Consider the following 25079-nt stretch of genomic DNA (forward strand, 5'->3'; position numbering starts at 1 on the left):
TCGCTATCACCAACAGGAATCAGCTGTAGCGTATAAAATGTACGAAAAGGATTGATGAAGACTTCACTTGTATTATCACTGCACGGACATCCAGGATCTTAAAAAACAATAGCAGTAAGGGCATTATTCCTTAAAAAAGCAACAGCTGTACGTCAATTATACAACTGTTGCCTTATACTTTATCAGTCTTCTCTAAAGACTATTTCTTTTTTAGCTCCTGCCCAGCGATATCTTCCCAACGGTAATAATGAAAGGTCTTGTCATCGCTCATGGCAACAAATAAACCGTGCTTAAATGTATCGTTTAGGTACGAAGATACCACATCTGAGCCATCACTTTGCGTGGCCATAACCGGTACAGTCTTCAAATGGACATGTTCGAATGGATTTGTCTTTGTACCTTCACGGCTAAAGATCTGAAAGCGGTTAGCTCCTTGATCGGACACCAAAATATACCCCGTACTATCCGTCAATTTATAAATTGAAATACCCTCATGGTCTTCTGTGAAACCTTCGGTCGCAAACAAGGCCAATTGTTGATTTCCCTTCGCAGGATCTGCATAATACTGCTTCACTCCCATTTGTTCGTCCGAGTAGTAGATATAACCCAGTTCATTGTCTACAGCGATGGCTTCAATTTCTTTCTTTCCACTAAATGAACCAAACTTACGGACTAAGGTGGCCTTCACAGCGCCGGCACCATTATCCGTCAAGAGATATTGACCCAAGTAACCTTCTTTGGGACCATTTTTTCTTCCCACAATGGCATAGATCTCTCCTTTCGGTGAAGTATAAAGTGCTATTCCCATCAGATCCCTGAAATCAGGTTCGGCCTCCCCTACAAACATATCCAATCCACCCTGATCGATTGGTTTCATATCTGGCAACGAGAATACGCGTAGTTTATGTGTCATACGTTCTGTTGTCACAGCGATATCGACGGGTTTCCCTCCGATGGTCAAACCATAGGCGATATCCACATTATTTGGGCGTTTCAAATTTGAGACTACCTTATCTTTAACAATTTTACCTTGTAAATCGTACACAAATAAAGCACCATCCGCATCTTTGTCGGTTGCGATGACCAGACTTTTGCTGGGATCGGTTTTATTGACCCAGATCGCAGGATCATCGGAATCGTAACGTACCGCATCAGTAACAAAAACAGGTTTAATAGATTCCGTTGCGGACGTATTCGTTTTTGGGTTATTACAGGAGACTTGCAGTAATGCCGATGCTGTCAAGCCAAAAAATAGTATTGTTTTTAACGTTGTTTTCATGTTGAATTAATTAAAATTTGGCACCAAAAGCACCAACATAAGTTGCAGGTTGTGGAGAGCTGTAAGATAAACCATTTGATAGTGTCAATCCGTCTATAAAATGTGGTTTGAATGCTAACGTACCAGCTTTCAAAGCGGGTGAATTTCCTTGTAGGTGGAAATCCCAGGCTGCATTAAACACATAGTTATCACCGGGAGTTTCTAATGGATAATTCACAAATTTAGGGTTGTTCTCCCCTGCCAATTTGCCCTTGACATCATTGGTACCCTCAACGATATCATTCTTTCCGACCTGAAATTGATCCACCGTCAATTGGTCATAGCCATAATACCAATTGTTGCTTGAAACCGAGCGCTTATCTTCGGGCTTTTTGGGATCGCGTTTGACCCCGAATCGCGTATTGGCGAACAGATTATTGTACACTTCCGCTTTAACAGAAGCCTCTAACCAAACCGAACCACCTTTTGCTGTCGGCCGGCGCCAGCCCGTATTCAGCATGGTATTGTTATAAACGATGATATGCGCCTGTGGTATCCGGTCTCCTGAATTGGACAGCTTTAAGGCATTGGTATTAACACTGTAGACCAGATTGTAGGCTACATCAGCGAGGCTCCCCGATTTAAAGTTCATTGCTTCTCCCCCAGTCACACCGTTCGAGAAAAAACGATTATTGGCAAAGATAATTTTGCCACCCTCTATATAGGTGCAATCTTCATGAAAATGGCTGATTGTACTATTTTGAACGATCAACTTCCCATCGATATTGGAGAACCATAATGCCGGCAGTGCTTCGCCCGCGGCCTTTTTATACAATCCCATTTTTACAGACATTGAAGCATCTGAAGTAACTGCTCCCCCATATTCGATGATGGTATGGTCTAAAACTAACTCCTGACAACTGGGTGCCGCTAAAATACCGCCCCAAAGCTTTCCAAATTCATTGGTTTTAGATTTGTATTTATCTTCTACGGTAAATTTCACGGGATTTTCAGCTGTACCCAAGGAATACAGATTACCCAATACCACAATTTCAGCTTTACCAACGGAGTCCATTAGTACAGTCACACCCTCTTCGATAGTCAATGATTTTCCTTCTGGAATAATAATATCGCCTTTAATATGCTGGATACTCCCCTTACTCCAAACGCCGGAAACTTCACCAATAGCACTACCATTGGCATCCGAAGTATCCACATCAATATTCGCCTTTTCACAGCTGCCGAACAATGCAACTGAAAGTGATATCAACAATAAAATAATGTTATTTTTCATCAGTATATTTTATGATGAGCATACGCTCGATTTATTTGATTATAATATGCTAAATGCTTTAAAAACCTATTTATTCAGATTATAGCGTAGACCGAGCACATAATTCTGACCATATAGATCCTTACGGATAAGCGTATTGTCCCCTTGCACCAATTTTTCCATAATCTTATCATTTTCAGGATTTGTCCCTTTCACATAGAGTTCCATCGCTGTATTTAAGATATTATTCGCTTTGGCAAAGATTGCCCATCCGCGACTGAATTTCTTTTCCACAGAAGCATCAAGCTGAATAAATCCCTTTTGCCATAAATCATTATTCAAAAACTGGGAAACTGTATTGATCCGGGATCCCGTATAAGATCCTGCAAGCTGTCCTTCCCAGCCCTTATTGGTGTCTTTATACAGTAGGGATAAATTGGCTATATGTGCTGCCTGTCCATAAAGAGGACGGGTTTGATCCAAAAATATAGGATCAGGATCCTGTGTGACCTCGTTCGTCTTACGGCTCATTTTAGTGGTCGTGATGCGCGAATGCGTATAGGTATAATTTGCCTTAACGCCAAATTTTTGGATATACTTGATATAATCAACCTCTAAGCCGAAGTTTTTAGCTGTCCCAAAATTTCCAGGTGTGTAGTATACGTCCTGCCTGCGTACCTCATCAGGCTGAAAAGTGTACTCGATGGGGTTTTTAATCTTTTTATAAAACATACCCACAAGAAATTGTGATGAGGCTTCTGGGAATAATTCGTAACGTAAATCGAAATTATCGGCCAGCGCATGTTTCAGATCTGGGTTCCCTCGCTCCATAAATTCCTCATTGACAACACTAGATGGAACAATTTCGTAAAAACCTGGGCGGTTTAATGCCCGATAGTAGGCTGCATGAAGTTGTTGCTTTTTGTCCAAATGGTATTTAATTGTTAAACTCGGCAACCATTCGGTATAGATCTGGGATCCCTCAGGTCTCTTTTCTCCAGCTGGGAATAATAATTTATACCCCTGATTCGTATGTTCCAAACGTATACCTCCGATCATTTGGAGCTTGTCATTCTCATAATTGAACATACCGTATACCGCCGTCGTTTTTTCATCAGCATCGTAGGTCAATGCGTTAGCAACAGCCCCAGTAGCATTACTGACTGTCAATTGAAGATCAGTATACTTCTGAAAATCAACACCATATTTATACTTCGCCTCATCAGCGATTGGAGAAAGGTTATAATTATTATAGAAGCTGCTCCGCTGTTTGTCACGATATAAACCACCTGTGGAAATCTCCAGTTTGTTTTCAGCCATCGGCACTTTATAAGCAAGGTCCCAATAACCGGCCCGATCCTCATCGGTATTGCGTTCCCAACGGTAAGTCACCGGTGACTTGTTTACGAGAGAAGTTCGTCGACGAATGAAATTCTCTTCTACTCCATCCAAACTAATGCTGGTATTTTGTGGCAGCTCATTACGAGCGGAGGAAAACACTCCCGACCAGCGAAAACTCAAGCGATTATCCAAAAAATGATGTTCGCCTTGAACATTACCAGTGTAGATCTGTTGTTGTGTCTTCCTGCTACGGGTCACATAGGTCAGTTCTGACTTACCGATACTCGGATCGTATTGTCCATTGTAAATTGTATTGACCGCATCCCGTAATTGGACGTTGCTCAAATTTACATACATCTGATAAAAACTCAGCCGATGGTTTGGGTTGAATCGATAATCAATTTTGTTATGCAGTCCCAAGCGTTGTTGCTGTTCATCATATTGTCTGTCACCCTGTTCAGTAATGACCGCATTGGGATTGACATCAACGACAGATGATTTGTAGAAAATAGAATGACTGCCGCGATGGAGGTTTTGATAACTTGCTCCTAGTATGACTCCCAACTTATCATCTAAATAGCGATTGCCAATCGTTAGGTTACCGATAAGATCTGGGGATGGTTTTTTATACGTATAATCCAACGTTCCCTTATCAAAATCAGCGGAAGTAGCATTATAATTTTTCCCATGCAGTTCGTAAGGAGATTTTGACGAAACCCCGCTGGTGGAAAAACTACCAAAATCCCGATTAAAATACCGTTGGCCATAACCTGTAGCCAAATTGGCCTGAAACAATAATTTGCTTGGAGCAGATTTCATGACCATATTCACGACACCACCAATGGCATCAGCCTCCATATTTGGCGTCAGGGATTTGTAGATTTCCAATCGTTCCAACATATCCGATGGGAATAGATCCAAGGGCACATAGCGGTATTTATTGTCAGGACTAGGGACTTTCACGCCATTGACCAATGTGATATTATAACGTTTGTCCATTCCCCTTAAAATCGCGTACTGCCCCTCACCATTTGAATTCCGTTCGATGGAAACACCTGACACACGTTGCACAACGTTCGCTACTGTAATATCTGGCGAGATCTCAATCGCCCGCGCCGATACCACATTCATAATTTGTGAGGCATTCTTTTCTAATCGACGGGCACTGGGATCATCATCACCGCCATTACGCTTGCCTTTGACAGTCACCTCCATTAGGGTCTGTTCACTCGAACTAAGCTGAAAAGTGAAATGAGGTGTATTTTCCTTTTTAATCTCAATTTCGCTGATCAATTCGGCGTAGGCCACATGCCGAATATGAATTCTAGCTGTACCTGCAGCCAGTCCCTTGAATTCAAATGAACCATCCAATTGTGTCTTGGTCGACAAGCCATTTTGTTCGAGCAAGACGGTAGCACCAACGATGGCTTCCCCTGTTTGTGCATCCAGGACTTTTCCCTTAATCTTGGTCGCATAAGCGGCGCTGATTGAAATACTGGAAGCAAGCAATACCGTTAAAACGTTTTTCATTTTTAATAGATTATTATGAATCTCTGATTGTTGCTGCAAATATGACAGCAGCTGACAGATTCACAAAATATCTGGCGTTACAAGATGGAAACAAACCAAAACCTGTCCTATACGAAAGGGAAACACAAAACTACAACCGACTGAATTAAAGCTCATTACTAATAAAATAAACGCCATTAAAGTTAGGTTACCCTTGTGTTAAAAAATTATGAAATACCTATCAGATATCCTGCGAGGTCCTCGCCCTGTTCCAATTTTAGTTTTTTCCTTAACCGATGCCGGGCCACCCGAAGGCTGTCTTGTGATATCCCCAACAGGATCGCGATATCTGTATTGTTGAGATTGATTTTTAGCAATGCGATCAGGCGCATATCGGCGGCAGTAAGATCTGGAAACAGCCTGATCAGTTTTTCAAAAAAACTATGATGTACGCGCTCAAATGTCCCCATAAATTCTTTCCAATGGATGCCTTGGGTAATATGTTCACTGATCTGTTGGACCAGCCGTTGCATGGCTTTCTTTTGATCCCGTCGATCGTCTTTGACCAGGACTTTCAATTCGTCGCGAAGTTCTTCCAGAAATTGATTACTACGGATGAGGTTGAGTGTATGGGAGGTGAGTTCTTTTTCCTTCAATGCTAACTCCTGCTTGAGTTGTCTGTCTTCCAACAGTTGATTTTTAAGTGCAATTTCGGCCAGTTCACGCTCCACCTCCTGCTTTCGCGATTCGGCAATTTGTGTTTTGATTCTTATTTTCTGTCGGCTATAAAGTACATAGGAAAGTATACTCAAAAGGACCAGTACTACAATCGTACCAAGTAATAAGATCGAATTTATCCGTTTGTTTGTCTGTAATTTTTCGATCTCCTCCGTTTTTTTGTTCATATCATATAGCGCCTGAAAGAAAGCCGTGTGTCGTGCTCCATCTACACTATAAAGCTCTAATACCAGTTTTCGGCTCCGCTCAGCATAGAAGTAGGCACTATCCATCTGCCCATTTAGCGCATATGTTTTACTGAGATCTTTTGTTGTTGACGCCATTTGATAGACATCTCCAAGGCTTTCCGCCAAGCGAAAAGCCAGTTGGGTCAATTGAATACTTTCAGGATATTTATTGGTTTTTCTAAAAATATCACCCATATTATTGATCACCACAATCTTTCCATAGTTATCCTGCGTTTCCTGGTATAAATCCCTAGCCTTTGCAAAATGGGCGTAAGCACTATCATATCTCCCAAGATCTTCATAAATGCTACCCAAATTTTCTAGGATCTTGGCTTCGCCGTTATGGTTGGCTTGTTCACGATAGATCATCAAAGCCTGCTTTTGATAAACAAATGCCGAATCATAACGCCCCTCTTTTTCGAAAAGATGGCCTATATTCCCTAGCACAGAAGCTTCACCATTACGATTATTTTCAGCTTTGAATGTGTAGAGAGCCTTGTTAAAGTATTCCTTCGCCAATTGGTGTTGCTTATTGAAAATATTGAGTTCTCCGATATCGCTCCAGTTGGATCCCAATGCTTGTTTCGCTTCAAGTTGCGTATAGATTCGATCCGCCTGGAAATAATAGTCCTGTGCTTGAGCGTAATGCCCCTGATTCACACATAACCAACCGATGGCCTGTAAACAATTTCCCTGTAGGAGCAGATCGTGGTCATTGACAGCCTTTGCATACCGTTTTTTTACCTGGACGATCGCTGAATCCGGATAATTTTGGCTTAATACCCGGATCTCTTTAAATGAATCAGCTTGTGCAGCAGTCAGCTGCGGCAAAAATAGCAATGTCAGGAAGCTGATCGAAAATATAATAGTGTAAGAAATCTTCATTTTGCAGTAAATAATCGCTGCGTAAAATTACTTCTTAACATGTTAAGAGAATATTAAATCAGATTAAACTTAATATAGATTGAGTGAATCTTTTTTAAGCCCAGTGCTGTAAACCTATTTTAGTATAAAACACAAGTATAGGACACGGGGCTTTTCTTCCTATTGTCTTCAGAGCTTCTTCGGATTGTCTGGGATACTGATCAATATTGCTGCGGATCGGTTGCAGGTTTTGCCCAAACAATTTCTGCATCGAATCTGCCTCAGGTCTGTTCCGACTCAGCCACCTGTCTGGCTGTTAGCGAATATGGTCCGAATATGATCCGAAGAAAGGTGGTAATTATCCAAAGAACAATCCATATACAAACGGGTTGCCCCAAAAAAGGGAATAAAGAAAAAGGTGTCCGATTTAATGACCGGACACCCCTGTCTACATATTGATTTATTAAATAATTGCTCAAATAAAACAGATTGCGATTGCTGCGCGCCTATGGGCAACATCCCTAAGCCTAAACCAACTTGGACCGGTACCGATCAATCACCAGATTTGAGTTCGATCAGCGGTGTTATGCGTTCCAAAATATCAAAGGCAACTTCCGCCATCTTATTACCTTTTTTGTCCAACAAAGGGTTTACTTCGACGATTTCCAGGCAGCTTACTTTTCCAGATCGTATAATTTCTTCCAATATCAAAACGATTTCCTTTGGCATAAAGCCTTTGGGAACAGGTGTACCCGTACCGTCTGAAATCAATTCACTATCCATGCTATCCACGTCAAAAGAAATATAAATCATATCGCAGTCCTGCAAACCGAGCAAGGCTTCGGCTACACAGTCATCAATCCCCCGTTGGCGAATTTCTTCGACCCGATAATTTTTTATGCCCAAACGCTCAATCAAAAGGTCCTCGGGTTCCTCAGTATCCCTAACTCCAAAATAAATTAAACTCGTTGGTTGTATCTTTTCTGCCGGACCGGCAATACGCTTCAGTTTATTCCAAAATTCCTGCGTTGACTGATCAATTTCATTAATTTTACAGGCTAGGTTGTCTTCATTCAACATGGCCGCCAAAGGCATACCATGCATATTGCCCGAAGGTGTCGTATAAGGTGAATGAATATCTGCATGTGCATCAACCCAAATCACGCCCAGTTTTTTATCCGGATAAGCCGATTTTATGCCACTGATCGTTCCCATCGCTGAGGAATGGTCACCCGAAAACACCAAAGGAAAATTACCCGCAGAAAGGCTATCCTCCACTGTAGAGGCCACCTGCTTACATTGTTCGTAAATCTGCTGGATATGTTTACCGAAAGGATGGTTGTCATTTTGATAAATGGAGCTATTTCGTGTAGGCACATCCACAAAGGGATAATTAATGAAATACTGACTTCCCTTGTTGATCGCTGCAATCTCAATCGCATCTATGCCTAAGTCGGAACCTCTCGTGCCCGCACCGATATCTGATCTGTTTTTGATCAATTCAATCATTTTCTTCATGATGCAATCATATTAGTCAACGATCGTTCGATTATCTCCAGACAACTGTCAATCTGACTTTCTGTAATGACTAAAGGTGGCGCTAAGCGAATCTTGTTGCCGTGCGTAGGTTTGGCCAAAAGACCATTTTCTTTAAATTTCAAGCAAATATTCCAAGCCAAATCACTTTCTTCACTCGCGTTGATCACAATGGCAGTCAATAAACCTTTGCCCCTGACTTCGGTGATCATATCCGATTTAGCCGCTATTTTTCGCAGTCCCTCCAAAAATAGATTCCCCATTTTACGGGCATTATTGACCAGATCTTCATCCAGTACAACCTGTAGCGCCTCCGTTGCTACTGCACAAGCCAGTGGATTACCACCGTAGGTAGAACCATGCTCACCCGGTTTGATACATAACATAATAGCATCGTCTGCCAATACCGCTGAAACAGGTAATACACCACCGGATAGCGCCTTACCCAATATCAATACATCCGGTTTACTCGCACTGTCCACATCATTAATGGCGTAGGAAGCCAACATACTTCCGGTTCTTGCGATACCTGTCTGGATTTCATCCGCAATAAAGAGCACATTATAGGCTGTACACAATTGACGTACGCGTTTCAAATAGTCTACATCCGGAACAACAATTCCTGCTTCCCCCTGAATCGGCTCAACAATAAAACCGGCAATATTTTTATCCTCTTTGAACAAAAGTTCCAATGCTTCAATATCATTGTAGGGTACCAATGCAATCCCTTCCACAAAAGGGCCAAAATCGTTGGTTGCTGTTGTATCATTTGAAGCGGATATCACCGAAATGGTGCGTCCATGAAAATTGTCTTTGGCAAAAACTATTTTAGCTTGATTCGGTGCAATATCTTTGACTTGATAGGCCCATTTACGGCAGAGCTTCATAGCTGTTTCAACAGCCTCTACCCCTGAATTCATGACCAAAGCCTTATCGAAGCCGAATAGTTTACAGATCATTTCCTCAAAGTCACCAAGTTTGTTATTATAGAAAGCACGAGAAGTCAACGTCAACTTTTGAGCTTGGTCGGTCAACGCAGCAATGATACGTGGGTGACAATGCCCCTGATTGACTGCAGAATATGCCGAAAGGAAATCAAAATAAGATTTTCCATCAACATCCCATACCATCACTCCTTCTGCGCGCTCCAACACAACTGGCAAGGGATGATAGTTGTGTGCTCCATATTTCTCTTCCTTGGCAATAAATGCCGCTCCGTTTCCTTGTGTAGATACCATACTCATAATTTGGATTTTATTTCAAATAATAACAAATATACAATTTTTACTATTTTTAAGGTAAAATAATAGAATTTAACATTAAATTAGCGTTGAAATATTAAAATTAACTTTTAAACCTACATAACAATGAACGGCATAGACGAATTTGACCTTAAAATTTTAAAATACCTGGATGCGGATGGCCGAATGGCATATTCTGCTATCGCAACGGCATTAGGCGTATCCAATACCATGATCCATCAACGTATCAGTCGTCTCATGGAGCAAGGGATATTAACAGGTATAAAACCTGTATTGGATGAAAAAAGATTAGGTTATGATTGGGGGGCCTTTACTGGCCTTAGTCTGGAAAAAGATCATGATTCAAGCCGCATCATTGCAGAACTGAAAAAGATCCCTGAAGTTACCGAATGTTATTACATCACTGGGAACTACACCTTATATGTCAAGATTATTGCCCGGAACCACGAACATATGCGCCAGTTGCTCTATGAAAAAATCGATAACATTCCAGGCATTGCAAAGACCGATTCACTGATCGAATTGGGATGTGCCTTTAAACGTAATATTATTCTTTAACAACACAATAGCAAATACAAAGCGGCCTTGAATCTCCAACAGGCAACAGGGGATTCAGGATCGCGCTATTGTTTTCCAATATTTGCCAGCTCCTCCTCTGTCCAATAAATCAGCTCCCGCAATACAAACACATTTTCATAACTTCCCAATCCATCGATATAATCCCATAGATTGCCCTCAACTTTAACCGGTCTACCATGATGCAATATATCGTATCCACTATCCAACCAATTTTGTATCTGCTCTTTATCCATCTATATATGATCTTATTGTTAATACTTATTTAATAACGACTCCCTCAAATATAAGGCATTTTTGCGAGGGAAATAAGTCTCCGCATAAGAAAATTTAAATTCAACATTTTATAGAAAAACAACCTTTCCCTGATAAGTTTTCGCATTGAAATCACTGATTTTAGGATTAAATAAAGTATATTCGTATAAAACCAAATTGTATAATTATGGCAGATTTTTTCTATGTGGGTTATGAAGGCGAAGATGAATTACTCGAACTTGTGGCCGTATCGACCATCCAATCCTTACTATATTTTCAGGACGCCGATCAGGAAGATTTTACAACGATAAAAACCTCTATTGATCAAAATTTCATTGTCGAGGAAGATCTAATTACCGTGGCAGAGACCCTACGCCTGGACCAGTCTATTGTACGTTTTACTCCCGGAAAACCAAATTACAAAGATTAGAGATACTAACGTAAAAACACTATTTATCAATCCGCTATTGCCATCCTGATTATCAGGGATGCGCCATAGATTTTTGCTTTAAACAAAAAAATAAATGACATGAGAGCAGTTTTAATAGGTGGTTCTGGTGCAACTGGAAAAGTACTTGTTCAGGAGTTATTAAAATCATCCGATTTCACCGAGATCGTTCTCCTCTTGCGCCGCAAGACATTTGAGGAACAGCCCAAATTAAAGCAGATCATTGTAGACTTCGACAGGTTAAAGGAATTTGAAGAGGAAATTCGCGGCGAGGTTGCCTTTTCTTGCCTGGGTACTACACGTAAAGACGCCGGTAGTAAAGATGCCCAATGGAAAGTGGACCATGACCTCAATCTGCAATTTGCAGCGTTTGCTAAGAAAAATGAAATCCCTTGTTTTGTATTACTTTCTGCAGTCAACGCAGATGCTGGATCAAAAATTTTCTACAATCGAATGAAAGGAAGTCTGGAGCAACATGTTAAAGCGCTCGATTTCGGTCAACTTATCATTGTACAGCCAGGTGGCTTGATACGCCCCGAAACAAATCGCTTGGGCGAAAAGATTGGTATAAACGCATTACGCACTTTTAATCGTATCGGCCTTTTTAAGACCTATGAAGCACTTCCTGTTGCTACGGTCGCCAAGGCAATGATACAGTCCATTCATAACCGCAAAGAACGCATTAATATCATTTCAGTAGAAGATATCAAACAGCTTTCAGAAACTGCCGACCAACAGTAACGTGAAAAGTATTCATAACATTGAATTAACAATAAACTAATCCGGGCTTATTAATTTGCCGTCATTTATTTTATTTATCACACTAATGAAAAAACGCTTTTTATTCCTTTTTCTCTTTGCTTTTATTTATGTATTTCCAGCTTTTAGCCAACAAGCGAAGTATATCTTTTATCTGATCGGTGACGGAATGGGACTTAATCAAGTCAATCTGACCGAAATACACCGTGCGGAACTCCAACAAAAAAACAGCACAGTACCTTTGGTTTTCACCCAATTTCCCTACGTTGGTTTTGCCTCCACCAACTCCCAATCTAACGGTGTCACCGATTCTGGTGCTGGAGGTACCGCCCTTGCCGTAGGCAAAAAAACGAAAAACGGAGTTATCGGCATGGACAGCACCGGAACCGTACCGCACAAGAGTATTGCTTATGCCGCTAAAGAAAAGGGAAAGAAAGTCGGTATCATCACAAGTGTGAGCATAGATCATGCTACCCCCGCCTCGTTTTATGCCCATCAGCCTCACCGCGACATGTACTACGAAATCGGAAAAGAAATCATCAGCTCCAATTTTGACTTCTTTGGCGGATCCAATTTCCTAAAGCCCGAAACAACTTTCGATAAACAACCGGCGCCTTCTCTTTTTCCACTATTTGAAAAAGCAGGCTATCAAATTTTAAAGGGAAAAGAAGCTTATGCGCAACATCCTAGTAAATCTGACAAAATTATCCTGATGAATACAGCTGGAACTGCTACGGATGCATTAAAATATGCCATAGACCAAAAACCATCCGATCTGAAACTCGCAGATATTACCGCTGCAGCGATCCAATCCCTGGAACAAAACAATAAAAACGGCTTTTTTTTGATGATTGAAGGTGGAAAAATAGATTGGGCCTGCCATGCTAACGATGCGGCCACAACAATACAGGAAGTATTGGACTTTAATTCAGCGGCAGAACTTGTCTATGAATTCTATAAGAAACACCCCAAAGAAACCCTCATTGTCGTCACTGCAGATCATGAAACTGGCGGACTTGGCATCGGTAACGGCAGTTCTACTTTAAGAACAAAGTTGCTGGCCAACCAAAAATTATCACATGCAGCGCTTTCAAATGAAATCGGCAACCTCCGCAAAAACAACGCAAACGCCTCTTGGGATGACCTCAAAAACCTGCTTTCGACAAACACAGGTTTATATGATCAGGTAAAAGTCAATGAGACGGATGACAAATCGCTAAAAGAAGCCTATCAAAGGAGTTTCGTCGATCATCAGAATGAGACAGCAAAAAGTTTGTATGCGAGTGATGATAAAATCGCTGCTTTAAGTATTGCTATACTGAACCGTATGGGCTCTATTGCCTGGGCTTCCAACAACCATTCAGCAGCCTATGCTCCTGTTTACGCCATTGGTGCTGGTGCTGAGCTGTTCAATCAGAAAATGGATAATACCGATATACCAAAGAAAATAGCACAAGCCGCAAAGCTAACCTTAGACTAAAAACAAAAAAATCCCCAGGAAATTCCTGGGGATTTTTTTGAGCCTCTTATCGGGATCGAACCAATGACCTACTGATTACAAGTCAGTTGCTCTACCAGCTGAGCTAAAGAGGCTTTCTAAATGAATTTTAATGAGTATCGCTCAAAAGAGCCTCTTATCGGGATCGAACCAATGACCTACTGATTACAAGTCAGTTGCTCTACCAGCTGAGCTAAAGAGGCTTTTTAAAGAAGTTTAATGAGTGTCACTCAAAGAGCCTCTTATCGGGATCGAACCAATGACCTACTGATTACAAGTCAGTTGCTCTACCAGCTGAGCTAAAGAGGCTTTTACTTCTTTTCAATCTTAAAACGACCTCCGTTTTAAGATGCTGCAAATATCGAAAGCCTAAACCAAAAATGCAAGCCCTGCGCTATAATTTTTACCAGCTTTTAGGCCAATTATTTAAAAATCAACCGTATTATTTTTAAATAATGAAAATTTGTCATGATTCAATAAATATTAATGCCATTTTTTCCGAAATACCGCGCAAAACCCGAATGGCATTTCAATTGTTATATCCATACATATCAACAAAACTTTAATTAAGCGATACAGAATGAACTTTAACAATTACACAATCAAGGCCCAAGAGGCAATACAAAAAGCTTCGGAGATAGCCGCTGGAAATCAGCAACAGGCCATCGAAACAGCACATATACTGAAAGCATTACTTACTGTAGATGAAAATGTTGTCAGTCACCTATTAAAGAAATTGAACGTCAACATCTCCTACCTTGGCACTGAGCTTGATAAACAGATCGAAAGCTTCCCCAAAGTGAGCGGAAGTAACATCTATCTGAGCAGCGATGCAAATAGCGCCTTACAAAAAGCGCAGGGATATCTCAAAGAATTTAACGACGAATTTGTATCCGTCGAGCATCTCCTATTGGGAATATTGGCAACATCAGACAAAACATCCTCCTTATTAAAGTCACAAGGGGTAACGGAAAAAGATCTAAAGACAGCCATTAAAGAATTACGGGGCAACAGCCGTGTCACCGACCAAAATGCGGAAGCAACTTACAATGCGCTTGGAAAATATGCCCGTAACTTAAATGAATATGCAGAATCTGGTAAATTAGACCCTGTCATCGGTCGTGACGAGGAGATCAGACGCGTGATGCAGATTCTATCTCGTCGTACCAAAAACAACCCCATACTTGTGGGTGAACCGGGAGTTGGTAAGACCGCTATAGCAGAGGGAATTGCCTATCGGATTATTAAAGGAGATGCGCCGGAAAACCTAAAGTCCAAGATTGTGTTTTCACTGGACATGGGAGCTTTGGTTGCCGGAGCGAAATATAAAGGTGAATTTGAGGAACGTTTGAAAGCTGTTGTCAAAGAAGTAACTGACTCCAATGGTGAGATTATCCTCTTTATCGATGAGATTCACACCTTGGTTGGTGCTGGAGGTGGTGAAGGCGCCATGGATGCTGCAAATATCCTGAAACCTGCCCTGGCCAGAGGTGAGCTACGGGCCATCGGTGCAACCACACTCAATGAATATCAGAAATACTTTGAAAAAGACAAAGCGCTTGAACGCAGATTCCAAAAGGTAATGGTCGAAGAGCCGGACACACAGGATGCAATTTCCATCCTGCGGGGATTGAAAGAGCGTTATGAAACACATCATAAAGTACGTATCCTAGATGAGTCTATCATCGCAGCAGTAGAATTATCGCAACGTTATATCGCCGACCGTTTTCTACCGGATAAAGCAATTGACCTCATTGACGAGGCTGCATCCAAATTACGGCTGGAGATGGATTCTGTTCCAGAAGCCGTAGATGAGTTGGAACGCCGTATTATGCAATTGGAGATTGAACGCGAGGCATTGAAACGTGAAAATGATGACAAAAAGGTACAGGAACTTTCGGAAAGCATTGCCAACTTATCTGCTGAACGCGACAACCTAAGAGCTTCCTGGCAAGCGGAAAAAAGTTTAGTGGACAATGTGAACCAAGAAATTGAAAACATTGAAAACTACAAGCTTGAAGCCGAACAGGCTGAACGCTCCGGTGACTATGGCAAAGTAGCCGAATTGCGTTACGGACGAATCAAAGAAGCACAGGAAAAAGTAGAAAAGCTCAAAGCAGAACTGGCTGAAAAGCAAGAAAGCAAACGTATGCTGAAGGAAGAGGTCACATCCGAAGATATTGCTGATGTCGTTGCCAAATGGACTGGAATACCAGTGAGCAAGATGATTCAGTCTGAACGGGAAAAACTGTTGAACCTGGAAGAAGAACTTCACAAACGGGTGGCGGGTCAAAATGAGGCCATTGAAGCAATCTCTGATGCAATCCGACGCTCAAGGGCCGGATTGAATGATGCAAAGCGTCCAATAGGTTCCTTCATTTTCCTTGGTACAACCGGTGTCGGAAAAACCGAACTCGCAAAAGCGCTGGCTGAATTTCTATTCGACGACGAACAGTCCATGGTACGTATTGACATGTCCGAATATCAGGAAAGACATGCGGTATCCCGTTTGATTGGTGCGCCTCCGGGATATGTGGGTTATGATGAAGGTGGTCAGCTTACAGAAGCTGTACGCAGACATCCGTATTCGGTCGTATTACTGGACGAAATCGAAAAAGCCCATCCCGATGTATTTAATATTTTGCTACAGGTACTGGATGATGGCCACCTTACCGACAACAAAGGGCGTACAGTAAACTTTAAGAACACCATCATTATCATGACCTCCAATACGGGATCGCATATTATTCAGGAGAATTTTAGCCGTTTGGATGATGATAATAAAGAGGAGATCATTGCAAAGACCCGTACGGAAGTGTTTGACCTGCTCAAACAGTCTATCCGTCCGGAGTTTCTGAACCGTATCGATGAAGTTATTATGTTTACCCCTTTGAGCAGAGACGAGATCGGTGATATTGTACGACTTCAGTTTTCACATGTCCAAAAACAACTCGCCGAACAAAATATCTTTATCACGGCCTCAGATGAAGCAATGGATTGGCTGGCACAGCTCGGCTATGATCCGATCTATGGTGCCAGACCGTTGAAACGTGTCATTCAAAAACGTATTCTGAATGAGCTTTCCAAAGAAATTTTATCTGGCAAAGTCAGTCGCGATTCCATTATCCGGCTGGATGTATTCGATGGAAAATTTGTCTTTATCAATAAACAGGAAAATTAATCATATACTGTTTAATAAGCATAAAAGTCCCGCCAATCATGCGGGGCTTTTATTTTGCAGGCCATATTGCATCACCTTGCTATTATTTTAATACTCAATTCAAATTCGAAACCCCAACCGCTTTCAGCAATTTTTTCACATCGTCCTCTCCATCTAGATGCTGCAGCAAAGTTTTCGTTTTAGCATCATAAACATACAGTGAAGGATAATTACTGGGTTTAAATTTTTCAATAAACTGTGTTCCGGAATCAAATAAAAATTTCACATTGGCCGCATTCTTCAGTGCTTTGGCATGCATATTAATAAATCCGTCTACATAGGCTTTGTCGTTCATCGAGATAAAATACAAGCTTACATGTTTGAGCTTCTGCAAGTTCTGCGCGATTCCAGCCCCCATTTTCTGACAATGACCACAGCCCGGATCGTAAAAGTCGAACACAATATAACCTGTCTTGGGTAATTTGTCAGCATGGAATTTACCCGACTGATAGACCTCGTCAAATGTAAATGCCGGAATTGTTTTGGGAGCCTGAGCAAACAAGGGTTGAAAAAGAAAAGATGTGCAAACCAAAAATAGGGAACAGAGTAACTTCATGTTAAAGAATTTTAAACTGACAATGAATATTCAATTAATTATCATCAATAATACCTAAAAATGCGGCTCTATTCGTCAATATTTTATTTTTTTTACAAAAAATGCGTAAGTTTGGACTAATTTTTAAATCGATCAAATCTATTAATACTCATTAATCGTGAAAAAACGAATTGCCATTTTTGCTTCAGGTTCAGGGTCCAATGCTCAAAAAATAATGGAACATTTCAAATACTCAGATGAAGCTGAGGTTGCGCTGATCCTTTCCAACAATCCTGACGCTTACGTTATTCAGCGCGCTGACAATTTTGAAATCCCTGCCCATATATTTGATCGCAATGAATTTTACAACACGGACAATATCGTTAACATCCTTAAAAATCTGAATATCGACCTGATTGTCCTAGCCGGTTTCCTATGGCTTGTCCCAAACAATCTTTTAAAAGCCTATCCCAATCAGATCATCAATATCCACCCTGCGCTCCTTCCTAAATATGGAGGCAAAGGCATGTATGGCGATCATGTGCACAAAGCGGTGTTGGCCAACAAAGAAGAGGAACATGGTATTACCATCCATTTTGCCAATGAACACTTTGATGAAGGCGAGATTATTTATCAGGCAAAATTTAAGGTAGATGCCGATGACACCTTAGATATCATCAAGTTCAAAGGTCAGCAATTGGAACACCAACATTTCCCGAAAGTAATCGAGAACCTAATCAAGAAAATGTAAAAACAACATTTTTATTTAGAATTATTTTAAACAAATCGTAACTTTGCCCTATGAACGAAGTTATTGAATCCTTTGTGGAACAGTGTGAGAGCGAGGGCAAAGCAAGCCCATTTCAATTCAGAAGTGCCGCGATGAACCCATTTTCTGATTTTTCCTGCGTTTGTTTCAAAAAATGCTGTAAAAAATACAAAGAAGGGAAACGTTGCAAAAAGTGCCCCGGACGAAAAAAATAGTTTCTGTCGACCATCTCGCTTTACTCTTCGAGATAATTCAGATCCCTGTCAAAGCTTTCTTCGAGCTGCGACAAAGAATACATCGCAATACCAGAAAGCAACAAGACCATCGTAATTGCCGCCGTGACGATACCAAAAGAATCGACTAAAAGCCCATAAACCATGGTGGACGGTATTAGGGCGCCCCGGACAAAATTAGGTGCTGTTGTAGCCACAGTTGCCCGAAGATTGGTACCAAACTGTTCCGCTGAAATTGTCACAAATGTAGCCCAATACCCTACTCCTAATCCCATAATAAAAGCTAAAATTAAAAACCTGTCGGCCGTAATTCCAGTACTCAAAAGATACCATAGTGAACTACCGATAATAATCAGCTGACAGATAAAAACTACCTTTTTCCGAGATTTTAATAGCTGTGCAAAGACACCCGCCAGCACATCCCCAATGGAAATTCCGATATAAGCAAACATCACCCCTTTCCCGGCACTTAGGGTTTCGGACGCACCCAACGCTTTCCCGATTTCCGGGGCCTGTGTCACCAATACCCCAACAACAAACCAGATTGGCAAACCAATACAGAGGCAATTAATATAACGTTTCAATCGACCTTTATTAGTAAAAAGCATCCTAAAATCACCTTTTGGGACATCCTTTTTATCCTGCTCTTTAAAAAGACCCGATTCAAAGGAACCGACACGTAAAAGCAACAACAATAAGCCCATTCCACCACCGACAAAATAGGCTGTACGCCAATTGAATTCCTCAGAAACGAAATAGGCAAGAATAGCCCCCAATACCCCTACACTAGCAACCAACATCGTGCCGTAGCCGCGCTTTGATTTATGCATACTTTCTGAAACCAAAGTGATCCCCGCGCCCAATTCGCCAGCCAATCCGATGCCGGCTATAAAACGGATAATCCCATATTGCCACACATCCTGCACAAAGCCATTGGCAATATTCGCCAAAGAATAAAGAAGAATAGAACCGAACAGGACTTTTAAGCGCCCGTATTTATCACCGATAATCCCCCAGATAATTCCTCCCAGCAATAAGCCTCCCATTTGCATGTTCAGGACAAACTCACCTTTTACCCGCATCTGCTCTACCGGTACACCAATATCTGTAAAGGATTGAATACGGACAATAGAGAAAATAATAAGGTCGTAGATATCGACAAAATATCCCAGTGAAGCTATTGTCACCAATAACCATATTTTTTTGTTTTCGGTCTGCTTATCTTTTAATGTTGACATTTTAGGTTTTTTGATGCCATAAAAATACCACAGTGAATGAATAAAACCAAGATTTCGGAAAATAATCCCGCACATTGTTCTATTTTTGTATCATGAGATACAGTCCGCGTGCATTAACATGGCTATTGCGCTTTTACCCACCTTTTCTATTTCAGGGAATCTGGGTCAAAAAGATCAGCCCAGGCTTCAAAGGAGCTGAGGTAAAAATTTACAAAACCCCATTCAATATCAATACCAACAAAACCTTGTTTGGCGGTACAATCTTCGCTGCCGCTGATCCCATATTTCCAATACTGATTGATCAATACCTTCAAAAAGCAGGTTTTAAAAAGACTGTTGCCTGGCTCAAATCATCCCGGATTGATTTTAAGAAACCGGGAAAGACCAGTTTGGGCTATGCCGTTCAGCTTTCAGACGAGTTGTTGGCTGAATGTACCCAGAATATCCGTACGAAAGGTAAAATTGTCAAAAACCTGAGTCTGGAAATAAAAGATAAAAATGACGAACTATGTGCTGTAGTGCATTGCGAAACCTACATTCGTGACCTGAATTTTACATTCCCGGATAGAAATCGAAAGGTTGAGCAATAAGAAATTGATATCTTTGTCCAATTACCAAAAAATAGAAACATGAACAAAATCGCTTTCATGGCTATCGCATCCTTGGCAATAGCGGCATGTGGAACCACTGGCACAAACAATGTAAAAGTTTTACAAGATTCAACAATCAAAATCCATGATGAAATCATGCCCCAGATCGCTCATTTTGACCGCGATGCTGTTAAAATAGACTCTATCTTAAATAATCTAAAATCACTTAAAGCGGCTAAGGCGGACCTGGACACCATAGCTACAAAAAAAGAACTTGGTATTTTAAAAGCCAATCTGGAAAGTGCGACAGACCATATGATGGACTGGATGAAAGAATACAAACCCGACAGCACCGATATTAAGTATTTTGAAGCTGAACTGCAAAAAGTATCGGATATGAAGAAAATATTTGATGCTGTTTCCAAAGAAAGCCAAGATAAATTAAAGAATTTCTAGGCAACTTTGCTACACTTAACTGCCAAAAAGCAGGACAGAAAGGCCGAAAGGCAAATTCATAATGAAAGAATAGAAACAGATGAAATCTATAATCAAATTTTGTTGTGCAACGGGCGTATTGCTTGGTTTATTTTCTTGTAAAAACACAAGTCAGTCGGATTTACCAATTTATGGCGAACGGGAAGCCGTTGAAAAAACAGTGGATGGAAAACAAGTGATAGATACTGTTTATCACACCATACCGGCATTTAAGTTTTTGAATCAGGATAGTGTAATGATCTCGGAAAAGAATTTCGAAGGAAAAGTATATATTGCAAATTTCTTTTTTACGCATTGTCCGAGCATTTGCCCAACAATGAACCGTAATTTACTCAAAATCTATACCCAATATAAGGACAACGATGCTGTTCGCTTTTTGTCCCATAGCATAGATTTTAAATATGATCAGCCCTACGTATTGAAAGATTATGCAAATAAGCTGGGCGTAAGCAATGATCATTGGCAGTTTGTTTCAGGTACAAAAGCCGATATATACGGTATTGCCAACCAATATCTTGTGTATACGGCCGAAGATAAGAATGCCCCCGGAGGTTATGATCACCAAGGTTACCTTGTCTTGATTGACAAGGACAAACGCATCCGTGGCGCTTATGATGGTACGAATGATGAGCAGGTAAAAAAACTAATGGCGGACCTACCAAAGCTACTGAACGAAGCTAAAAACTAATATGCGTACCCTCTTAACGACCTGTTTTATTATTGGCTGCCTATTATTGGCTTTGATCGGCTGTCAAAACGAAATTGATATTCGGACAGCACAATATACCGTAAATGGTCAAAAAGTATATATAACACATTGTCAGAATTGTCATGGCGAAAAAGGAGAAGGATTAGGAAACCTCTACCCTCCACTCACGGACACCAAGTTTTTGAAAGACAATCAGCAAAATCTTGCCTGTATTGTTAAATATGGAACAACAGGAGAACTCGAAGTTGCAGGCAAGAAATTCAATAATACCATGCCGGCTTCAAATCTTTCGGCAGTTGATATTGCTTATGTACTGACCTATATCAGTACGAAGATCAACAAAGGCAAAGAAATATTTCCCCTAAATGAGGTGGAAAAGCAACTAAAAAACTGTCAATAAAAATACGAAAGGAACTTCTATCAAGTTCCTTTATTTTTTTGTCCTCCATTGCGGGGAACACAGGCGAAATTCGGCCAACAAAAAAATAATCTTCCAAAGCCAAAACAATTTATATCTTTTTTCCTTATTCTATTATTCTCCAATAAGTTTGGTATTTATTGATTTATAACAATAATTTGACAGTTTAACTTCAAATTAATCACTAATTTTGCAACCGAATGAACGTTCGATTGATGCACACAAATGAAAAAATTGCAGCTGTCTTTGCTGCCACACTTAAACTGATACACACCAACGGTTTCCACGGGACACCAATGAGTAAAATTGCGCAGGAATCCGATGTAGCAATAGGAACTATCTACCACTATTTTCCTTCTAAAGATGAGCTGATCTTTGCCCTATTCAAACACTGCCGCTCTCTATTGAACGATTTTGTTTTTAATGGCATGGCAGAGGACTTGGACTACAGGGCTTCTTTTGTTCATGTCTGGCGCAACTTCGTCAAGTTTTATCTGGAGAACGAAACGATCTTCAGTTTTTTTGAACAGTTTTTTTCTTCCCCATATCATGAAAAGAATAAAGCTGAAATACAAGAGCCTGTCGGTGGACAAAATAAAGTATTGGACTTTTTACAAGCAGGCATTGACCAAAAAATTCTAAAGCAGGTCGATGTTCATCTTTTAGTAGCAAGTTATATCGGCGTAGCCTTAGCAACAGTTCATAGTATCAAATTCAAAGGTCTCCAATTTTCTGAACAGAATATTGAGGATTTGACCGGAATTATTTGGGATGGAGCTATTAATAGAGAAAAAAATAATTAATTACATATATGAAGTTTAATAAAATCGTTTATTCCTTGGCGGCCCTGTCGCTTTTGAGTAATACAGGATTTGCACAACAGCAATCTGAAAACTTGCCGGCAAATGCAACACTTCAGCAGCTGATTGATTACGCCTTACGTAATCAAATCTCTGTAAAACAAGCGCAATTGGATGAGGCCATCGGCGAAAAGGATATCGACATCTCCCTTTCAGGTTGGTATCCCCAATTAGGTTTGAAAGGAAGCTACAACTATAATGTGATTGTCCCTGTGGTCAATATCGGTGGAAACAATATCAAAATGGGGCAGAATAATGCCAGTGCATTGACACTACAAGCTGACCAGCAACTGTTGAATCCTGAATTAATACAGGCAAGAAAGGCTGCGTCATTGATTAGACTGGGTAACAAACAAAATACCGAAAGCAAAAAAATCGATGCAGTTGTAGAGGTCAGTAAAGCATATTATGATATCCTCACCTCAGAAGAGCAGATAAAAATTGTTCGGGAAAACATTGCCAGGCTCCAAAAACAACTGAAAGACGCAAAATCACAGTATGAGGTCGGAATAGTAGACAAAACGGATTATAAAAGGGCACAGATCGCTTTGGCCAATTCCAACGCCGACGAAAAACGCACTGTTGAATTGCGAAAATATAAGTATGAATATCTAAAACAATTGCTAGCCTTAGATAAAGGCCAAAATCTAACACTGTCTTTCGGTAACAGCAATATGGAGTCTGAAATTCTATTGGATACCACAGCTGCAGTAAGTGTTTCCAATCGGATCGAATTCCAACAATTGGAAACATCCAAAAAGATTCAGCAATTGAATACGCAATACTTTAAATGGACCTATTTACCCAGTGTAAGTGCCTTCTATAACTATGCATTCAATTATCGGAATGATAAATTCAGTAAACTCTATAGCGACAATTTCCCTGGATCTGTTGCAGGACTAAATCTTTCTTTTTCTATTTTCGACGGATTTAAACGAAAAAAACAAGTCAGTAAATCGAGATTACTGGAAGAGCGGATTGACTGGGATATCAAGAATTTGGAAAATATGATCAATACCGAATATTCCTTGGCAAAAGCAGCTTATAATGCCAATTTAAACGATTGGAAAACGGCAAAAGAGAATGTGGAATTATCCAAAGAGGTGTATGAAACGATCAAATTGCAATACGATGAAGGAATTACAAAATACCTGGATTTAATGACGGCAGAAAACGATCTGAAAATAACACAGTTCAATTATCTGAACGCCCTCTATGCGCTCTTGTCAAGTAAACTGGACGTTCAAAAAGCAGTTGGGGCGATCCAAACTAATTAATCAATTCAAACGGAAACTAATACAAATCATGAATAAAAGACAATTATTATTCGCTTTCTTCCTTGGGACGGCTTTAGTATGGACCTCTTGTGGAAATAAAGATGCAAAAAAGCAAGGTGCAGCACAGGCTCAGGCTGAGAAGGTTGTACCCGTTACCTTTGGCACAGCATCACATGAGATTGTAACGGGAACAATTAGTTACCCTTCAACAGTCAAACCGTTGAACGAAGCAGACCTATTTGCAGAAGTAAGCGGTTATATTACCAAAATATATGTTTCAGACGGTGCTGTGGTCTCTAAAGGTCAAGCCTTATACGAAATTGATGGAACACGTTATAATGCAGCAGTACAACAGGCCAAAGCAAGCTTACAAATTGCACAGACTGACCTCGACCGTCAAAAAAGAGATTTGGCCCGTTATCAAGTATTGGCTGACAAGGACGCGATCGCAAAGCAGGTGTATGACAATGCGGTATCCGCTGTAGCTGCTTCACAGGCGCAGGTAGAGTCTGCACGCGCGGCATTGGTGACAGCAAATACCAATTTGTCCCGTTCCACAATTCGCGCACCATTCTCTGGAACTGTCGGTATATCACAAGTACGTCTAGGTGCCTTGGTCAATCCAGGATCTACCCTATTGAACACCCTATCTTCGACGAGCCCGATCGCCATTGAGTTTCAGGTCAACGAAAAAGATATCAGCAAATTTGTTCAAATGCAAAGCAATCGTTCTTCGTCGGACCTTTCGCTCCTATTACCGGATGGTACTACCTATGAAGGCAAAGGAAGCATAACGACCATTGACCGTGCGGTTGACCCAGCGACAGGGACAATTAAAGTACGGGCTACGTTCCCGAATAACGCCAATGCGTTAAGAGCGGGTATGAATATCACCATGAATGTCTCGACAACTTCACCAACAGAGGAAATCGTTGTTCCTTATAAAGCCGTCTTCGAGCAATTGGGTGTATTCAATTTATATGCCGTTAACGATAGCAGCAAAGCTGAAATCCGTCAGGTAAAATTAGGCATTAAAGCCGGCGATAAAATCGTTATTAAAGAGGGCGTCAAAGACGGTGAAAAAATCATTGTTGATGGTGCCATGAATGTCCAGAATGGTGTTAAAGTCGTCGACGCTGCCACCGCCGCCCAACAGGCTGCGAAAGGCGCGCCTCAAGGAAAATAACACCA

At 40.8% G+C, this 25079-nt stretch carries 22 protein-coding genes and 3 tRNA genes; 13 read left to right on the top strand and 12 right to left on the bottom strand.

Going from position 1 to position 25079, the window contains the following annotated elements; genetic code table 11:
- Nucleotides 1–199: 199 nt before the first annotated feature.
- The 6 genes from BWD42_RS06210 to rocD form a co-directional block, all read right to left on the bottom strand.
- Nucleotides 200–1279 (bottom strand): phytase, encoded by a 1080-nt coding sequence (locus tag BWD42_RS06210; protein ID WP_077434174.1) that lies wholly within the window; start codon nucleotides 1277–1279, stop codon nucleotides 200–202.
- 10 nt (nucleotides 1280–1289) lie between these two features.
- Nucleotides 1290–2552: a hypothetical protein gene (locus BWD42_RS06215; protein ID WP_077434176.1), complete on the bottom strand. Its 1263-nt coding sequence runs from the start codon at nucleotides 2550–2552 to the stop codon at nucleotides 1290–1292.
- Nucleotides 2553–2618: 66 nt separating this feature from the next.
- A complete protein-coding gene (locus tag BWD42_RS06220; RefSeq protein ID WP_077434178.1) occupies nucleotides 2619–5402 on the bottom strand; it encodes a TonB-dependent receptor in 2784 nt (927 codons plus the stop codon).
- Nucleotides 5403–5608: 206 nt separating this feature from the next.
- Nucleotides 5609–7231: a tetratricopeptide repeat protein gene (locus BWD42_RS06225; RefSeq protein WP_077434180.1), complete on the bottom strand. Its 1623-nt coding sequence runs from the start codon at nucleotides 7229–7231 to the stop codon at nucleotides 5609–5611.
- A 531-nt stretch (nucleotides 7232–7762) separates the two neighbouring features.
- On the bottom strand, nucleotides 7763–8728 hold the full coding sequence (gene rocF / locus BWD42_RS06230; protein WP_077434182.1) for an arginase: 966 nt from the start codon (nucleotides 8726–8728) through the stop codon (nucleotides 7763–7765).
- The gene (gene rocD, locus BWD42_RS06235) at nucleotides 8725–9990 is read right to left on the bottom strand and encodes an ornithine--oxo-acid transaminase (protein ID WP_317041793.1); all 1266 of its coding nucleotides are present in this window, start codon (nucleotides 9988–9990) and stop codon (nucleotides 8725–8727) included. The genes rocF and rocD overlap by 4 nt, the downstream gene beginning before the upstream one ends.
- Before the next feature lie 123 nt (nucleotides 9991–10113).
- Here rocD and BWD42_RS06240 point away from each other — a divergent pair, with 123 nt between their 5' ends.
- Nucleotides 10114–10566 (top strand): Lrp/AsnC family transcriptional regulator, encoded by a 453-nt coding sequence (locus tag BWD42_RS06240; protein WP_077434184.1) that lies wholly within the window; start codon nucleotides 10114–10116, stop codon nucleotides 10564–10566.
- A 65-nt stretch (nucleotides 10567–10631) separates the two neighbouring features.
- On the opposite strand, the gene BWD42_RS06245 is transcribed toward BWD42_RS06240, so the two are convergent.
- Entirely contained in the window at nucleotides 10632–10820 is a 189-nt protein-coding gene (locus BWD42_RS06245) for a hypothetical protein (RefSeq protein WP_077434186.1), read from the bottom strand.
- Between the two features lie 206 nt (nucleotides 10821–11026).
- Between BWD42_RS06245 and BWD42_RS06250 the strand changes: the two genes are divergently transcribed.
- From BWD42_RS06250 to BWD42_RS06260, 3 genes are all read left to right on the top strand, one after another.
- Nucleotides 11027–11269: a hypothetical protein gene (locus BWD42_RS06250; RefSeq protein ID WP_077434188.1), complete on the top strand. Its 243-nt coding sequence runs from the start codon at nucleotides 11027–11029 to the stop codon at nucleotides 11267–11269.
- A gap of 99 nt (nucleotides 11270–11368) precedes the next feature.
- Nucleotides 11369–12028 (top strand): NAD(P)H-binding protein, encoded by a 660-nt coding sequence (locus BWD42_RS06255; RefSeq protein ID WP_077434190.1) that lies wholly within the window; start codon nucleotides 11369–11371, stop codon nucleotides 12026–12028.
- Nucleotides 12029–12113: 85 nt separating this feature from the next.
- Nucleotides 12114–13526, top strand: coding sequence for an alkaline phosphatase (locus BWD42_RS06260; protein ID WP_077434192.1), 1413 nt, complete (start codon nucleotides 12114–12116; stop codon nucleotides 13524–13526).
- Between the two features lie 40 nt (nucleotides 13527–13566).
- Here BWD42_RS06260 and BWD42_RS06265 read toward each other — a convergent pair.
- From BWD42_RS06265 to BWD42_RS06275, 3 genes are all read right to left on the bottom strand, one after another.
- Nucleotides 13567–13639: transfer RNA gene (locus BWD42_RS06265), tRNA-Thr, on the bottom strand.
- A gap of 35 nt (nucleotides 13640–13674) precedes the next feature.
- Nucleotides 13675–13747 (bottom strand) — tRNA-Thr (locus BWD42_RS06270).
- Nucleotides 13748–13780: 33 nt separating this feature from the next.
- Nucleotides 13781–13853, bottom strand: a tRNA-Thr gene (locus BWD42_RS06275).
- 271 nt (nucleotides 13854–14124) lie between these two features.
- On the opposite strand from BWD42_RS06275, the gene clpB reads away from it, so the two are divergent.
- Nucleotides 14125–16725 (top strand): ATP-dependent chaperone ClpB, encoded by a 2601-nt coding sequence (clpB, locus tag BWD42_RS06280; protein WP_077434194.1) that lies wholly within the window; start codon nucleotides 14125–14127, stop codon nucleotides 16723–16725.
- A 94-nt stretch (nucleotides 16726–16819) separates the two neighbouring features.
- Here the strand turns inward: clpB and BWD42_RS06285 are convergent, their stop codons facing one another.
- On the bottom strand, nucleotides 16820–17320 hold the full coding sequence (locus BWD42_RS06285; RefSeq protein ID WP_077434196.1) for a peroxiredoxin family protein: 501 nt from the start codon (nucleotides 17318–17320) through the stop codon (nucleotides 16820–16822).
- 157 nt (nucleotides 17321–17477) lie between these two features.
- Here BWD42_RS06285 and purN point away from each other — a divergent pair, with 157 nt between their 5' ends.
- Nucleotides 17478–18050, top strand: coding sequence for a phosphoribosylglycinamide formyltransferase (purN, locus tag BWD42_RS06290; protein WP_077434198.1), 573 nt, complete (start codon nucleotides 17478–17480; stop codon nucleotides 18048–18050).
- A 253-nt stretch (nucleotides 18051–18303) separates the two neighbouring features.
- Here purN and BWD42_RS06300 read toward each other — a convergent pair whose 3' ends face one another.
- Complete coding sequence (locus tag BWD42_RS06300; RefSeq protein WP_077434202.1) at nucleotides 18304–19539, bottom strand: MFS transporter; 1236 nt, start codon at nucleotides 19537–19539, stop codon at nucleotides 18304–18306.
- Between the two features lie 92 nt (nucleotides 19540–19631).
- On the opposite strand from BWD42_RS06300, the gene BWD42_RS06305 reads away from it, so the two are divergent.
- The 7 genes from BWD42_RS06305 to BWD42_RS06335 all read left to right on the top strand — a co-directional run bounded on the left by BWD42_RS06305 (nucleotide 19632) and on the right by BWD42_RS06335 (nucleotide 25074).
- Nucleotides 19632–20129, top strand: a complete 498-nt coding sequence (locus tag BWD42_RS06305; RefSeq protein ID WP_077434204.1) for a PaaI family thioesterase — start codon at nucleotides 19632–19634, stop codon at nucleotides 20127–20129.
- 39 nt (nucleotides 20130–20168) lie between these two features.
- Entirely contained in the window at nucleotides 20169–20585 is a 417-nt protein-coding gene (locus tag BWD42_RS06310) for a hypothetical protein (protein ID WP_077434206.1), read from the top strand.
- 79 nt (nucleotides 20586–20664) lie between these two features.
- Nucleotides 20665–21312, top strand: a complete 648-nt coding sequence (locus tag BWD42_RS06315) for an SCO family protein (protein WP_077434208.1) — start codon at nucleotides 20665–20667, stop codon at nucleotides 21310–21312.
- 1 nt (nucleotide 21313) lies between these two features.
- Nucleotides 21314–21733, top strand: a complete 420-nt coding sequence (locus tag BWD42_RS06320) for a c-type cytochrome (protein WP_077434210.1) — start codon at nucleotides 21314–21316, stop codon at nucleotides 21731–21733.
- 218 nt (nucleotides 21734–21951) lie between these two features.
- A complete protein-coding gene (locus tag BWD42_RS06325) occupies nucleotides 21952–22554 on the top strand; it encodes a TetR/AcrR family transcriptional regulator (RefSeq protein WP_077434212.1) in 603 nt (200 codons plus the stop codon).
- Between the two features lie 8 nt (nucleotides 22555–22562).
- Complete coding sequence (locus tag BWD42_RS06330; protein ID WP_077434214.1) at nucleotides 22563–23888, top strand: TolC family protein; 1326 nt, start codon at nucleotides 22563–22565, stop codon at nucleotides 23886–23888.
- A gap of 28 nt (nucleotides 23889–23916) precedes the next feature.
- Nucleotides 23917–25074 carry an efflux RND transporter periplasmic adaptor subunit gene (locus BWD42_RS06335; RefSeq protein ID WP_077434216.1) on the top strand — a complete coding sequence of 386 codons (1158 nt, stop codon included), beginning with the start codon at nucleotides 23917–23919 and terminating at the stop codon, nucleotides 25072–25074.
- The last annotated feature ends 5 nt before the right edge of the window (nucleotides 25075–25079 follow it).

It is taken from the genome of Sphingobacterium sp. CZ-UAM, from assembly GCF_002000245.1.
Taxonomy (GTDB): Bacteria; Bacteroidota; Bacteroidia; order Sphingobacteriales; family Sphingobacteriaceae; genus Sphingobacterium.